Annotated in this window: 13 protein-coding genes; 8 read left to right on the top strand and 5 right to left on the bottom strand. The window is 61.9% G+C overall.

The genetic code is table 11. The features are described 5' to 3' along the window. Positions 1-3 precede the first annotated feature (3 nt). Positions 4-1,710 (bottom strand): peptide ABC transporter substrate-binding protein, encoded by a 1,707-nt coding sequence (locus LJE98_RS08200; protein ID WP_229574666.1) that lies wholly within the window; start codon positions 1,708-1,710, stop codon positions 4-6. A 324-nt stretch (positions 1,711-2,034) separates the two neighbouring features. On the opposite strand from LJE98_RS08200, the gene LJE98_RS08195 reads away from it, so the two are divergent. Then, positions 2,035-3,198 (top strand): M20 aminoacylase family protein, encoded by a 1,164-nt coding sequence (locus LJE98_RS08195; protein WP_229574665.1) that lies wholly within the window; start codon positions 2,035-2,037, stop codon positions 3,196-3,198. Positions 3,199-3,244: 46 nt separating this feature from the next. Continuing rightward, complete coding sequence (locus LJE98_RS08190) at positions 3,245-5,080, top strand: ABC transporter ATP-binding protein (RefSeq protein WP_229574664.1); 1,836 nt, start codon at positions 3,245-3,247, stop codon at positions 5,078-5,080. A gap of 12 nt (positions 5,081-5,092) precedes the next feature. Here LJE98_RS08190 and LJE98_RS08185 read toward each other — a convergent pair whose 3' ends face one another. After that, positions 5,093-5,581 (bottom strand): hypothetical protein, encoded by a 489-nt coding sequence (locus LJE98_RS08185; protein WP_229574663.1) that lies wholly within the window; start codon positions 5,579-5,581, stop codon positions 5,093-5,095. Between the two features lie 155 nt (positions 5,582-5,736). On the opposite strand from LJE98_RS08185, the gene LJE98_RS08180 reads away from it, so the two are divergent. Both LJE98_RS08180 and LJE98_RS08175 read left to right on the top strand, forming a co-directional pair. Beyond that, positions 5,737-6,528 (top strand): carbon-nitrogen hydrolase family protein, encoded by a 792-nt coding sequence (locus LJE98_RS08180; RefSeq protein WP_229574662.1) that lies wholly within the window; start codon positions 5,737-5,739, stop codon positions 6,526-6,528. Between the two features lie 63 nt (positions 6,529-6,591). Then, positions 6,592-7,305 carry a sulfate transporter family protein gene (locus LJE98_RS08175; RefSeq protein WP_229574661.1) on the top strand — a complete coding sequence of 238 codons (714 nt, stop codon included), beginning with the start codon at positions 6,592-6,594 and terminating at the stop codon, positions 7,303-7,305. A gap of 3 nt (positions 7,306-7,308) precedes the next feature. On the opposite strand, the gene nth is transcribed toward LJE98_RS08175, so the two are convergent. Beyond that, on the bottom strand, positions 7,309-8,088 hold the full coding sequence (gene nth, locus LJE98_RS08170; RefSeq protein WP_229574660.1) for an endonuclease III: 780 nt from the start codon (positions 8,086-8,088) through the stop codon (positions 7,309-7,311). A gap of 25 nt (positions 8,089-8,113) precedes the next feature. On the opposite strand from nth, the gene LJE98_RS08165 reads away from it, so the two are divergent. Further along, the gene (locus LJE98_RS08165; RefSeq protein ID WP_229574659.1) at positions 8,114-8,608 is read left to right on the top strand and encodes a DUF2244 domain-containing protein; all 495 of its coding nucleotides are present in this window, start codon (positions 8,114-8,116) and stop codon (positions 8,606-8,608) included. Positions 8,609-8,689: 81 nt separating this feature from the next. Then, positions 8,690-9,574 (top strand): methylated-DNA--[protein]-cysteine S-methyltransferase, encoded by an 885-nt coding sequence (locus LJE98_RS08160; protein ID WP_229574658.1) that lies wholly within the window; start codon positions 8,690-8,692, stop codon positions 9,572-9,574. Between the two features lie 491 nt (positions 9,575-10,065). On the opposite strand, the gene LJE98_RS08155 is transcribed toward LJE98_RS08160, so the two are convergent. Continuing rightward, entirely contained in the window at positions 10,066-11,046 is a 981-nt protein-coding gene (locus tag LJE98_RS08155) for a sugar-binding transcriptional regulator (protein WP_229574657.1), read from the bottom strand. Positions 11,047-11,222: 176 nt separating this feature from the next. On the opposite strand from LJE98_RS08155, the gene tal reads away from it, so the two are divergent. Continuing rightward, positions 11,223-12,179 (top strand): transaldolase, encoded by a 957-nt coding sequence (tal, locus tag LJE98_RS08150; RefSeq protein WP_229574656.1) that lies wholly within the window; start codon positions 11,223-11,225, stop codon positions 12,177-12,179. Positions 12,180-12,272: 93 nt separating this feature from the next. Further along, on the top strand, positions 12,273-12,665 hold the full coding sequence (locus LJE98_RS08145; protein WP_229574655.1) for a GFA family protein: 393 nt from the start codon (positions 12,273-12,275) through the stop codon (positions 12,663-12,665). A 16-nt stretch (positions 12,666-12,681) separates the two neighbouring features. Here the strand turns inward: LJE98_RS08145 and LJE98_RS08140 are convergent, their stop codons facing one another. Further along, entirely contained in the window at positions 12,682-13,122 is a 441-nt protein-coding gene (locus LJE98_RS08140; protein WP_229574654.1) for an SH3 domain-containing protein, read from the bottom strand. Positions 13,123-13,203: the final 81 nt, after the last annotated feature.

Here is a 13,203-nt window from a genome sequence, read left to right as displayed (position 1 = left end):
GCATTACTTCGCGCGAGACCAGTCTGCGACGTTCCAGAGTTCGCTGTCCCAGGCATTCATCTTGACGCCGAGCAGCGTGTTGTTGACAGCCGAGGGCTGACCACGATGGATGAGCGGGATCTGTGCGACGTCGTTCGAGAGCATGTCGTTGAGCTGTTTGGCGATGGCAGCACGATCTTCGAGCTTGCCGGTGGTGCCGAGCTGCTTGACGAGAGCGTCATATTCCGGGTTGCAGTAGCGGACGATGTTTTCACCCTGCCAGCCGGTAGCCGGGCTTGGGATCTTGTCGCACATCCAGCCGGCCATGTACTTCTCCGGGTCGGTGCCGTCGAAGTTGTTGGTGTACATCTGGACGTCGGCCATGAACTTCTGGAACGTGTCCGGAGATGCTGGATCGCCGCCGAAGAAGACGTTGGCGGAGATGTTGCGCAGTTCGACGGAAACACCGATCTGGCTCCACATGTCCTTCACGAGGGCCTGGGTGCCCTGGCGAACCGAGTTGGTCGAGGTCTGGTAGAGGAAGGATAGCTTGACGCCATCCTTTTCACGCACACCATCCGAGCCCATGGCCCAGCCGGCATCATCAAGCAGCTTGTTGGCGCCTTCGATGTCCTGCTTCAGGCACCAGTCGACAGCGGTCGAGACATAGATATCCGGAGCGGGCAGGATGTTGCAGGTCGGCTGGCCGTTCGGGCCATAGCCGGCTTCGTCGATGATCTCGCGGTCGATGGCGATCGACAGCGCGCGGCGAACGGCCGGGTCGGAGAGGGCCGGATGCGGGCCGGCTTCCTTGGTCGAGCGCTTGTCGCCGAGGGAGGCATCGACACCGTAGGGGTTGATGTCGATACGCTCGACCTGGGTGCCGAAGGCGACTTCGATCTTGCCCTTGCCGGCGGCCACCATCTGTTCAAGGATCTCAGGCTCGACCTGCATGTTCCAGGCATAGTCGAATTCGCCGGTTTCCAGAACCGAGCGGGCAGCCGATGCGGCATCGCCGCCACCCTTCAGGGTGACCGAGGCGAAGGCGGGCTTGGCCGCATCGCGGTAATTGCCGTTGGCCTCGAAGGTCACGACGTCGTTCGGCTTGAATTCCTTGACGGTGAAGGGGCCGGTGCCGATCGGACCAAAATTGGCAGAGGTGCATTCCGGTGCCTTTGCACCGAGGCAGTCCTTGAACTGCGCTGCCTGGATGATCGGAGACTGAGCGCCGACAAAGGCGCTGTAGGGGTAAGGCTTGGCTTCGGCGAAGGAGACCTTGATGGTGGACGCGTCGACAGCCTCGACATTGGAGACGCCCTCGAAATAGGCGCCCTGTGCGCAGCCGCCATCCGGGGCCGTGCAGTATTTCCAGGTGAAGATCGCATCTTCGGCGGTCACGGCCGAGCCATCGGACCACTTGAGGTCGGGCTTCAGCTTCCAGGTGATGCTCTTCAGGTCTTCGGAGACGCCGCCGTTCTCAACGGTCGGGATCTCGGTGGCCAGCATCGGGACCAGGTTGCCGGTCTCGTCGTAGCGGGCCAGCGGCTCGATGACCATCGAGGCGGCATAGACTTCCTTGGTGCCGCCGGACAGATACGGGTTCATCGTCGAAACGGCCTGCCAGAAGATGATCTTCAGGTCGCCATCGGTGCCCCGTTCTGCCATGGCCGGCGCGCCTGTCAGCGCGAAGGCGGCAGCGGACGCCGCCAGCATCAGTTTACGTGCAATCATGTGCTCATTCCCCATTATTTTTGTTTGCAGGCATGATGGTGATCCGATCTGCCGGCCCGCGATGTGGCCAGCCTGTTCGCCAAATGTCAACCACCTATCGTCTTGGTATTCTTGGAAAAATTTTCAGGTAATGGCGCAATTTCGGAGTCGCGGCGGACGTTCCCGGACAGCTGCGCTTCTGTCGGGTTGGCTAAAATTTAGGCCATGTAAACACAAGCCTATTTTCCATGCAAGATGGAATTTTGCGGCTTGCCAAAGCTACGCATCGCTGCACAGTATGCGCGAAATCCTGCGGGGAACAACGAGAAAATAAGAGGTCATTTCATGCCCGTGCTCAACCGCGCCAGCGAACTCCAGCCAGAGGTCGCTGAGTGGCGCCGCCATCTGCACCAGAACCCGGAACTCCTGTTCGATGTGCATGGCACGGCCGCCTTCGTAGCGGAGAAGCTGCAGGAGTTCGGATGCGACGTGGTGAAGACCGGAATCGGCCGCACTGGGGTGGTCGGCCTCATCAAGGGCAGTCGTGGCGATGGCCCGGTCTTCGGCTTTCGTGCCGACATGGATGCGCTGCCGATCCACGAGATGTCGGGCAAGTCCTGGGCATCCAAGACGCCCGGCAAGATGCATGCCTGCGGTCATGACGGTCACACCGCCATGCTGCTTGGCGCGGCCAAATATCTGGCCGAGACGCGCAATTTCCGGGGTTCGATTGCCGTCATCTTCCAGCCGGCCGAAGAAGGTGGCGGTGGTGCCCGCGAAATGGTCGCCGACGGCATGATGGAGACCTTCGACATCAGGCAGGTCTATGGCATGCACAACCATCCCGGCATGGCGGTTGGTACATTTGCCACCCGCAAGGGTTCGGTGATGGCTGCGGCCGACCAGTTCGACATTGTCATCGAGGGCCGCAGCGGCCATGCCGCCCAGCCGCACAAGAGCGTCGATCCAGTGTTGGCGGCCGCGCAGGTGGTCGTGGCGCTGCAGTCGATCGCGTCCCGCGAGACCGACCCTCTGGGTTCGGTCGTGGTTACAGTGACCAAAATCCACGGCGGCGATGCCTATAATGTCATTCCCGACGCTGTGACGCTGTCCGGCACCGTGCGCACGCTCCTGCCGGAGACCCGCGATATGGCGGAGACCCGCATCGGCGAGATCGCCTCAGGCGTGGCCATGGCCATGGGTTCCAAGGCGACGTTTCGCTATCATCGCGGTTACCCCGTGACGATGAATCACGAGGCCGAAACCGAATTTGCACTCGACATCATGCGCAAGGTGGCGGGCAATCATGCCGTCAGCGACGCCTTTCCGCCTGCCATGGGCGCGGAGGATTTTTCCTACATGCTGGAAGCGCGGCCGGGCTCCTTCGTCTTCATCGGCAACGGCAATACAGCGAACCTCCACAACTCGGCCTATGACTTCAACGACGAGATCATTCCCTATGGCATCAGCTACTGGGTGACACTCGCCGAAACGGCGCTCGCTGCCTGAACCAACGACCAAATCTCGACAGACAAGAAAAACGGGGAAACGGGATATGGCTGCTGTGGAACAGGATACGATGACGAGTGAATTGCCGGTCCTGTCCGTTCGAGGGCTGACAACCTCGTTCCGGATCGGGACCGAATGGCGCTCGGTGGTGCGCAACATGAACCTCGACATCGCGGCCGGCGAGACGGTTGCGATCGTCGGCGAATCGGGGTCTGGCAAGAGTGTCACGTCTCTGTCCATCATGCGGCTTCTGCCGCAGTTGACGAGCCGCCTCGAGGGCAGCGTCAAGCTTGAGGGCCGCGAGTTGCTGACGCTCGATGGCGAGCAGATGCGTCAGGTGCGCGGCAATCAGATCGCGATGATCTTCCAGGAGCCGATGACCTCGCTCAACCCGATCTTCCCGATCGGAAAGCAGATCGCCGAAGCGATTACCTGTCATCGCGACATTTCCAATGCCGAGGCCAAGACGGAGGTGCTGCGGTTGCTTGATCGCGTGCGCATCCCGAACGCCGCGAGCCGCTTCGACGAATATCCGCATCAGTTTTCCGGCGGCATGCGCCAGCGCGTGATGATCGCCATGGCACTCGCCTCCCGGCCGAAGCTTCTCATTGCCGATGAGCCGACGACGGCGCTCGACGTCACCATCCAGGGTCAGATCCTCGATCTCATCAAGACGCTGCAGGACGAGGAGGGCATGGCCGTTCTCTTCATTACCCATGATATGGGCGTCGTCGCGGAGGTCTCCGACCGGACGATCGTGATGTTCCGCGGCGAAGCGGTAGAGACCGGAACAACCGACGACATCTTCAATCGTGGCCATCATCCCTATACGCGCGCCCTGCTTTCGGCGGTGCCGAAGCTCGGATCAATGGGCGGGCGTGAGCGGCCGATGCGCTTTCCGGTCATCGACATCAATACGGGGGCCACACTGATCCCGGAAGCAGAGGCGGGGGTACCCGCACATGGTAGCCGCCCGCTCCTGGAGGTGAAGAACCTGACGACCCGTTTCGACATCCGTTCGGGTATTCTCGGTCGCAAGAGCGGGGCCGTGCATGCCGTCGAAAACGTTTCCTTCGATCTGCGGCCGGGAGAAACCCTGTCGCTGGTCGGCGAATCGGGTTGTGGCAAATCCACGACGGGTCGATCGATCACCCGTCTGGTCGAGCCGACTTCCGGCCAGGTCGCCGTCGATGGACAGGATGTCGGAAGTCTCGACCAGGCGGCGCTCAGAACGATGCGTCGCAGCATCCAGATGGTCTTTCAGGATCCCTTTGCGAGCCTCGATCCGCGCATGAGTGTCGGGCACGCCGTCATGGAGCCGTTTGTCGAGCACAAGCTGGGCTCGAGGGCGCTGGCGCGGGACAAGGCTGCGGACCTTTTGGAGCGCGTCGGGCTTTCAGCCGACATGATGCCGCGTTATCCGCACGAGTTTTCGGGCGGCCAGCGCCAGCGCATCGCGATTGCCCGCTCGCTGATGCTCGATCCGAAAATCATCGTGGCGGACGAGGCCGTGTCGGCGCTCGACGTCTCGATCAAGGCGCAGGTCTGCAATCTGCTGCTTGATCTGCAGCAAAGCTTCAACCTCGCCTATCTGTTCATCAGCCACGACATGGCCGTCGTCGAGCGGGTGAGCCACCGGGTGGCGGTGATGTATCTTGGTGAGATTGTCGAGATCGGCCCCCGTCAGGCCGTCTTCGAAAATCCGCAGCATCCTTATACGAAGAAGCTCATGGCGGCCGTGCCGGTGCCGGATCCTGCGCGGCGCAAGCTGAAGCGGAACCTATCCATCGACGAAATCAAGAGCCCGATCAGGCCCGTCGGCTACCAGCCGCCGGTGCGCGAGTACCGACAGGTGGCCGAGGGGCATCTCGTTCGGCTATAGCGTCGGTGTCGATTACTCGACCGGTGCCTCGCCGAAGCCGACCAGAGAGACATGCGCCGTCCATTCGTATTTCGTCGCATCCACGATCTGGGGACGTGGATGGGCGAACCCATGAAAGAGCAGAGCGTAACACCGCGTCATGGCTTCGTCAGGCGCGAGCGGCCCGTTGTGGCGAAGGGTGCCGCGATAGGCGACGCGCGTTGCTTCCGGCTCTCTTCCGATCAGATCGAAGGACAGGCGGTTGACCGCTTGGCCCGACGCATTGGTGATGGTTGCGGCGATCGGCAATTGCGGATCCACGCAGACCGTCGGGTCGGCGGCTACCGTTACCGTCACGGCGGAGACTGCATTCTGCTGCTGGCGCGATTGATCGGCACTGAAGAGCCAGACGGCCGTACCAACGACGGCGACGAATGCGGTAAGCGCAATCGCCCAAGGGCGGCGCCTGAGGAAGAGCTCGATCAGCAGCAAGGCGATGGCGCCCGTGACGATAAAGGCCATCAGAAGAGGTCGGCTTTGATTACGTGTTCCATTGCCTGAAGATAAGGTTGAAGACGAGAAAGGCAACTGCTCTTCGTCTGCCTTGGAGTTGCCGCTTGCCTCCGCTAGGCAAGCGGCTCTAACCTTTGGTTTCAACCTCCGTGGCATACAGGTGCATGATGCTGATTTCGCTCTATCAAATGCAACCGCTCTCGGGCGACGTCCCGGGCAATATCGGCAAGATTGCACAGGCGGCCATTGCGGCAGCGGAAATGGGTGCTGAGCTCCTCGTGACGCCCGAGCTCGGCACCAGCGGTTATGCGCTGGGTGCTGCGTTCGAGAAGGTCGCGGAAGGGCGTGACGGGTCGATCATCGAAGCGCTCACCGAGATTGCCGCTGATTGCGGGCTTGCGATCTGCGCCGGCTTTCCCGAGCGTGACGGCAGTCAGGTGTTCAATTCCTCGGTGCTCGTCCGACCCGACGGCAGCACGGAATTCTATCGAAAGAGCCATCTCTATGGCGAGGCGGAAAGGGAGGCCTTCGTACCGGGTTCGGAGGCCGCGCATGTCTTTGATCTGAATGGCATCAAGACAGGCATGCTGATCTGCTACGATGTCGAGTTTCCCGAAAACGTACGGACGCTGGCGCTCGCCGGCGCCGAACTGATCCTGGTGCCGACGGCGCTGCCTGAGGGCATCATCAGCCGGCGGGTCGCCGATATGGTTGTGCCGACACGCGCCTTCGAGAACGGTGTCTTCCTCGTATATGCCGATCTCTGTGGCACGGAAAATGGCTTGTCCTATGGCGGCCGTTCGGTGATCCTCGCTCCTGACGGTGACGAACTGGCCCGGGCCGGCATGCGCGAAACGCTGTTGGTCGCGGAGATCGATCCCACAGCCTATGACGATGCGAAGGCGCAGAATCCCTATCTGATTGACCGGCGGCCTGGCCTCTATCGTCTCGGCTGACGCCCCGCATTGCAGCGGGGGCTTCGGTCTCCTACATCACAGCGACAGATGAAGGAGACCCGGATGATTTTCGACGCTGCCGCCTTGTCCTTGCGCAACCTGTTCGCACCCGAGACGCGGACCGTCTTCTGGAAGACGCTGGGCTTGACGATTCTCGTGCTCATCGGCCTCTGGTTCGGGCTGCGGGAGAGCTTCATCGCCTTCATCATGCCACTGCTCCAGGGCTTCATACCCGAGCTTCCGGATTGGGCCGGCTGGCTGACCTTCATTTTCGGGATCCTCGCCAGCATCGGTCTGGCACTTGGACTGGCCCTGCTGCTCTCGCCCGTGACTGCGATCATCGCGGGCCTCTTCCTCGACGATGTGGCCGAAGTGGTCGAGAAACGGGACTACCCGAATGATCCGCCGGGCACGGCAATGCCGATGGGCCAAGCGATCATCGCCTCGATCAAGTTCTTCGGGGTGGTCATCGTCGGCAATCTTTTCGCGCTGATGCTGCTCTTCATCCCCGGGATCAACATTCTCGCCTTCTTCCTGGTGAACGGTTATCTGCTCGGCCGGGAATTCTTCGAGTTTGCCGCCATGCGCTTCCGCAGCGTTGAAGAGGCCAAGCTGCTCCGGTCACGGCATTCCGGCACGGTCTTCATGGCCGGCCTGTTGATTGCCGGCTTCCTCGCCGTACCGATCCTCAACCTGCTCACGCCGCTTTTCGCAGCCGGCCTCATGGTCCACCTGCACAAGGCGCTGACGGCACGGCACGGGTCGCTCGCCCGTTGAGCGTCACTCGACTGCGTTGATCGCCTGCGGCGGCAGTTCGACAAGCGGGGCCGGCACGTCCACCGTCTTTTCCGGTGACTTGCAGATATCGGCAATCACGCAGCGCTCGCATTCGGGGCGCCGCGCCTTGCAACAGTAGCGCCCATGCAGGATCAGCCAGTGATGGGCGTGGAAGAGATATTGCTCGGGGATGATCCGCATCAGAATGTCTTCGATCTCGTCAGGCGTCTTGCCGGGCGCGAGCTTGATGCGGTTGCCGATCCTCAGGATATGCGTGTCGACCGCCATGGTCGGGATGCCGAAGGCCATGGACAGCACGACATTGGCGGTCTTGCGGCCGACACCGGGCAGGGTCACAAGCTCTTCGCGGGTGCGCGGCACTTCGCTGCCGAAGTCATCCACCAGCTTCTGGGAAAGTGCGATGACGTTCTTCGCCTTGTTGCGGTAGAGCCCGATCGTCTTGATATAGTCACGGACCCTTTCCTCGCCAAGCGCGAGCATCTTCTCCGGGGTGTCTGCCACCTTGAAGAGGGCGCGTGTCGCCTTATTTACGCCCGCGTCCGTCGCTTGGGCCGAGAGGGCCACGGCAACGACGAGCGTGAATGGATTGACGTGTTCCAGTTCGCCCTTGGGCTCTGGCCGCTGGATCGAAAAGCGGCGGAAGATCTCTTCCAGTTCCGCCTTTGAGTAAGCGGTGCGACGGCGTGCCGCTGGCTTGCGGCGGGTCGCGGTATTTGACTTTTTCAAGGTTTGGGTGCTGGATTTCGTCTTCGATAGAGTCATGGAAAACCTATAGTCGGGCGCAGTGATGGAAGGCAATCTCGAGCAGGCGGCGGACCAGCCGATTTTCGCAGCGGAACTGACACCCTATCGGTCGCTCGGCCGCAGGGGCTATCGCATCCTGTTTGCGATCACGGGGACTGTGTGCCTTGTGCATGCGATCTTTTTCATGGTGACCGGGGCCTGGCCGATCGGCCTGTTCTTCGGGATCGATTTCCTGCTGCTCTACGGCGCCTTCTGGCTGAACTACCGCGACGCCCGCGCCCGGGAGGAAGTCACGGTGTCGCGCACGAGCCTTTCGATCCGCAAGTTCACGCCAGCGGGCCGCATGACCGAGCATAATTACAAAACGCTCTGGGCGCGCTTCTTCGTGCGACGGCATGAGGAATTCGGCATCACCTCCATGGCGGTTGCAGGAGAAGGGCGGCAGACGGATGTCGGCTCCTTCCTCAATCCCGATGATCGCGAAAGCTTCGCCAAGGCCTTCAAGGGGGCATTGGCGACGGCCAGGCAGCGGATCTGACCGGTCAGGACACCATGCAAGAAACGGGTGGCATCGGATGCCGTCCCGTGGTGAAGTCCGGATGAGATTGAGGATTTCGCCATGACGCTTGCCCAGCAGATCGACCTTTCGCGCAGCACCGACGTTACGCCGGACGGCTCTGATTATGAGGCCGTTCGGCAGGTGATCGAGATGCTGACGCTCGACTATCAGAGCCAGCCGGCGCTCGAGGTGATCGCCGAACGGCTGGGGCAATCACCGACCCAGTTGCAAAAGACATTCACGCGTTGGGCGGGCCTTTCCCCGAAGGCCTTCCTGCAGGCCGTGACGCTCGACCATGCCAAGCGGCTGCTCGGTCGGGAAGAACTGCCGCTGCTCGAGACATCGCTGGAGTTGGGCCTTTCGGGGCCGGGTCGGCTGCATGATCTCTTCGTCACGCATGAGGCGATGAGCCCCGGCGAATGGAAGGCGCGCGGCGCCGGTCTCACCATCCGCTATGGCTATCACCCGTCGCCTTTCGGGCTGGCGCTCGTGATGATCACGGAGCGCGGTCTCGCCGGCCTTGCCTTTGCTGATGCGGGCGGCGAGGTTGCCTGTTTCGACGACATGGCGCAACGCTGGCCGAATGCGCACTATGTCGAGGATGTGCGTGCGACGGAACCGTATGCTGCGCGCGTCTTCCACCCGGAACGCTGGTCGGCTGAGGAACCCTTGCGCGTCGTGCTGATCGGCTCCGACTTCCAGATTCGCGTCTGGGAAAGCCTTCTCCAGATCCCGCTTGGCAAGGCCGTCACCTATTCCGACATCGCGCAGAAGATCGGTCAGCCGACTGCCAGTCGCGCGGTTGGTGCTGCCGTCGGCCGCAATCCGATCTCGTTTGTCGTGCCCTGCCACCGGGCGCTCGGCAAGAGTGGCGCGTTGACTGGCTATCACTGGGGGCTGACGCGCAAGCGGGCGATGCTCGGCTGGGAGGCTGGGAAGGGGTGAGGGGCAGCGCTTTTCTGATGGCTGCTTCTGTGAGAGGACGAGCCATGCGCAACACGGTTGAACTCGCCTAAGACGTCAGCCACCGGATCGACAGTCTGGCCGAGTCCGCTCGCTTCGATCATACTGATGATGTGCTTCGCGAAGGACTTCGGCTCGTTGAGGAGAAGGCCATCCGACAGGCCGACAAGCGGCTGGGGGACGATGGTTGAGGTTCGGCTTTCGACCGAAGGCGAGCCGACATCCTCGATATCCTGACCAGAACCTATGCTGACTTCGGCGGGGACGCGCTAGTCCGCTACGAGTTTCTGCGTCACTGCTGTCTCGGATCTCGCCGTCTCGAACTGGCGAAATAGCGTCATGCCACGGCCTGAGCTTGGGCCTGAGATTCAATCTACCATCTACGCCACAGCCGCGATCGTGCGCGCCATCCTGCATGATGCGATGGAGGTGGAGCGACATCTGCCACGCAGCTTCGGTGGCGAGTGGGTGACTTACTCCGCCGCCAACCCCAGCAACTCCCGCGCCGCCGCCTCATCGGTGATCAGCGTGTTACAGCCGATCCGCCGGATCGTCGCCCTGATGGCCTTGGCGCGATGGGCGCCGCCTGAGGACAGCACGATGTGCTTGGCCTTTTTCAGCGTGTCCAAATCGACCGACATGACCCGCTCGTTGATCGGATGGGCGACCGAGTTCCCGTCCGCGTCGAGGAAATTGAACATCGTGTCGCAGACGCAGCCGGCGTCGACTAGTTCCAACAGCGTCTGGTGGCTGATGAAGCCTTCGGAGAGCGAGGTGGAATGCGGGCCGATATCTCCGCAAGACACGATGGCGAGGTCGAGATTTTCGGCGAGGTCGTAAATCGCCTTCAGTCCGCAATCTTCGATCAAGGCGCGTTTCGTGGCGACGGAATCGACGAGAAGTGGTGCCAGGAACATGTAGCATTCGGCGCCGAGCTGGCTCGCCAGCCGCCAGGTATAGTCGATCGGGTTTGTCTGGCGCACCGCGACGATGCCGCCGAGCAGCGAGACCACCTTGCAGTTCTCCCGGGCGGGCGACCGGAAGGCGGCGAGCGAGGCGGTCATGGTGCGGCCCCAGCCGACGCCGATCGTCATGTCATTGGTGATGACCTCCGCAAGAAATTGCCCCAGTGCCAGTCCGACGGCCTTGGCGATCGAGGCGGCGTCTTCCGTGGCGGGCGACGGCACGACAACCGCCTCGTCGAGGCCATAGGCCTTTTCCAGCCGGACGGCGAGGTCCACACAATCGGCGACACCATCGCTGATCCAGATCTGTACCTCGGCGCGCTTTCGCGCTTCGTCCAGCATGCGGATGACCGTCGAGCGGCTGACGCCGAGCCGATCGGCCACGTCCTTTTGTGTCAGGCCCTCGTTGTAATAGAGCCAGGCGGCGCGGATGCGCAGCGCGGCTGCATCCGTCGTACTCGAATGGGTGTCGCGTCGGAGCTTGGCCAAGATCTCTCTCGTATCGGGAAGTTCCAGGCGCCACTATCCGTTTCAATGATACTTATGTCAAATTCAAAGGACATATGTCTTGACTTTGCCATCTTCTGACGGTGATAGTCCGGGCAACGAGACCGACATCCGGATGCCGGTCTCCAACGCTTTCCGCGCAGCCGAAGGATGACCCGATGACCTCGAAACTCGAACAGCTTCGTTCCATGACAACCGTGGTCGCCGATACCGGCGATATCGAGGCCGTCCGCCGCCTGAAGCCGGTCGATTGCACCACCAACCCCTCGATCGTTCTGAAGGCGCTCGGCACCGACGCCTTCAAGGATGCCTTTGAGGAAGCGATCACCTGGGGCAAGGCCAAGGGTGGCCAGGACGAGGCCGTGATCGGCGCGATTGCCGACCGCATGGCCATCTCCGTCGGTGCGGCCCTGGCCGAGCTCGTTCCGGGCCGCGTGTCGACCGAAGTCGATGCCGACCTTTCCTTCGACACGCAGGCGTCGATCGACAAGGCGCACCAGATCGTCGCCGGCTACAAGGAGCGTGGCATCGAGAAGGATCGCATCCTGATCAAGCTCGCCTCCACCTGGGAAGGCATTCGCGCCGCCGAAGTGCTGCAGAAGGAAGGCATCGATTGCAATCTGACGCTGCTCTTCTCCAAGGCCCAGGCGATTGCCTGCGCCGAGGCCAAGGTGTTTCTCATCTCGCCCTTCGTCGGCCGCATCCTCGACTGGTACAAGAAGTCGACGGGCGAAAACTACACGTCGGAAACCGATCCGGGCGTGGTGTCGGTGCGCGCCATCTATGATTATTACAAGGCGAATGGCATCAACACGATCGTCATGGGCGCCTCCTTCCGCAATGCCGGCGAAATCGAGGCGCTGGCCGGTTGCGACCGGTTGACGATCAGCCCGCAGCTGCTCGACGAGCTGAACGCGACCGATGGTAACCTGCCGCGTGTGCTTTCGCCGGAAAAGGCAAAGGCAGAGCCGCTGGTCTCGCTCGACGAGAAGGCCTTCCGCTGGGCGATGAACGAAGATGCCATGGCGACCGAAAAGCTTTCCGAAGGCATTCGCGGCTTCGCCAAGGATCTCGGAACCCTGCGCGGCCAGATCGCAAAGGCGCTGGCTGCCTGATCAGGCAACCGATCCGTCAATTTCGAGTTTGATGATGGCCGTGGCGAAAGCTGCGGCCATTTCTTGTGCGGCGAGCAGAGACGGAGGGAGGAGATGGCGAACATCACAGGCGGTTGCGTTTGCGGCAAGGTGCGGTTCGAGGCAGACGGCGAGCCGGATCGTGTCGGCATCTGCCATTGCCTCGATTGCCGGAAGTATCACGGCGCCCTTTTCTACGCTGCGGCGATCTATCCGGACACGCATGTGAGGATCACGGGTGAGGCGCAGATGTATGAGGGCCGCTACTTCTGCCCGACCTGCGGGTCGCGGGTTTTCAATCGCAACGGTGCAGAGGTGGAGCTTCATCTCGGGGCTCTCGACGCCGTCAATCAATTCCGGCCGAGCTACGAGCTCTGGACGATCCGACGGGAGAGCTGGTTGCCGGAGTTCCCGGTGGAACGGCGGCATGAGCGAGATCGGCCCGGCGAGGGGCGGGAGGAGGATTGAAGCGGAGCCGGATGGCTCAGGGCCTTCTCGGCCTCGGGAAGGGATCGATGATGATTTCCGGCTCGAACGAGGGATTGCGCATGTCGTCCGGCGGTGCAAAGCCTGCCTCCTCGAGCAGGAAGCGGCCGTCGACCCAGCCCGAGATACGGGGAAGTTCGACGGTCGCGACACGGCACCAATAGCCGCCACGGCTGTCTCTGCAGGACAGTCGCTCGATCGGCTCGCCCTCGTCGAGTGCATGGATGACGCGGAAGTTCGGACCGGCGCCGGAATGGACGGCGAGGCGCTGACCGGGGGGCAAGCCGCGGACATGCCAGAGATAGGTGTCCATCAAGGTCCCGCCGCCGTCAATGTCGGGGGCGGGGATGACTTGCGGTTGCTGGGCATGAGCAACGATGCTTGCGCTGGCGATCCCGATGATGGCTGTCAGGATCTTCAAGGTTATCTGATGGCGCATACATAGCTCCTGATTTGGAGCGCCATTATATCGGCGGCGTTTTGTCCCCGCCACCGATTTGCCATGTCAGGGTAAACCGCG

This window comes from Rhizobium sp. 'Codium 1' (genome assembly GCF_020889605.1).
Taxonomy (GTDB): domain Bacteria; phylum Pseudomonadota; class Alphaproteobacteria; order Rhizobiales; family Rhizobiaceae; genus Allorhizobium; species Allorhizobium algae.
The sequence above is the reverse complement of the archived record's forward strand: the minus strand, read 5'-3'. Positions and strand labels throughout refer to the sequence as shown.

Bases quoted from the DNA above. Each gene is read 5' to 3' on its own strand.
- LJE98_RS08200 (WP_229574666.1), bottom strand. From the start codon at position 1,710: ATGATTGCACGTAAACTGATGCTGGCGGCGTCCGCTGCCGCCTTCGCG.
- LJE98_RS08195 (WP_229574665.1), top strand. From the start codon at position 2,035: ATGCCCGTGCTCAACCGCGCCAGCGAACTCCAGCCAGAGGTCGCTGAG.
- LJE98_RS08190 (WP_229574664.1), top strand. From the start codon at position 3,245: ATGGCTGCTGTGGAACAGGATACGATGACGAGTGAATTGCCGGTCCTG.
- LJE98_RS08185 (WP_229574663.1), bottom strand. From the start codon at position 5,581: ATGGCCTTTATCGTCACGGGCGCCATCGCCTTGCTGCTGATCGAGCTC.
- LJE98_RS08180 (WP_229574662.1), top strand. From the start codon at position 5,737: ATGATGCTGATTTCGCTCTATCAAATGCAACCGCTCTCGGGCGACGTC.
- LJE98_RS08175 (WP_229574661.1), top strand. From the start codon at position 6,592: ATGATTTTCGACGCTGCCGCCTTGTCCTTGCGCAACCTGTTCGCACCC.
- nth (WP_229574660.1), bottom strand. From the start codon at position 8,088: ATGACTCTATCGAAGACGAAATCCAGCACCCAAACCTTGAAAAAGTCA.
- LJE98_RS08165 (WP_229574659.1), top strand. From the start codon at position 8,114: ATGGAAGGCAATCTCGAGCAGGCGGCGGACCAGCCGATTTTCGCAGCG.
- LJE98_RS08160 (WP_229574658.1), top strand. From the start codon at position 8,690: ATGACGCTTGCCCAGCAGATCGACCTTTCGCGCAGCACCGACGTTACG.
- tal (WP_229574656.1), top strand. From the start codon at position 11,223: ATGACCTCGAAACTCGAACAGCTTCGTTCCATGACAACCGTGGTCGCC.
- LJE98_RS08145 (WP_229574655.1), top strand. From the start codon at position 12,273: ATGGCGAACATCACAGGCGGTTGCGTTTGCGGCAAGGTGCGGTTCGAG.
- LJE98_RS08140 (WP_229574654.1), bottom strand. From the start codon at position 13,122: ATGCGCCATCAGATAACCTTGAAGATCCTGACAGCCATCATCGGGATC.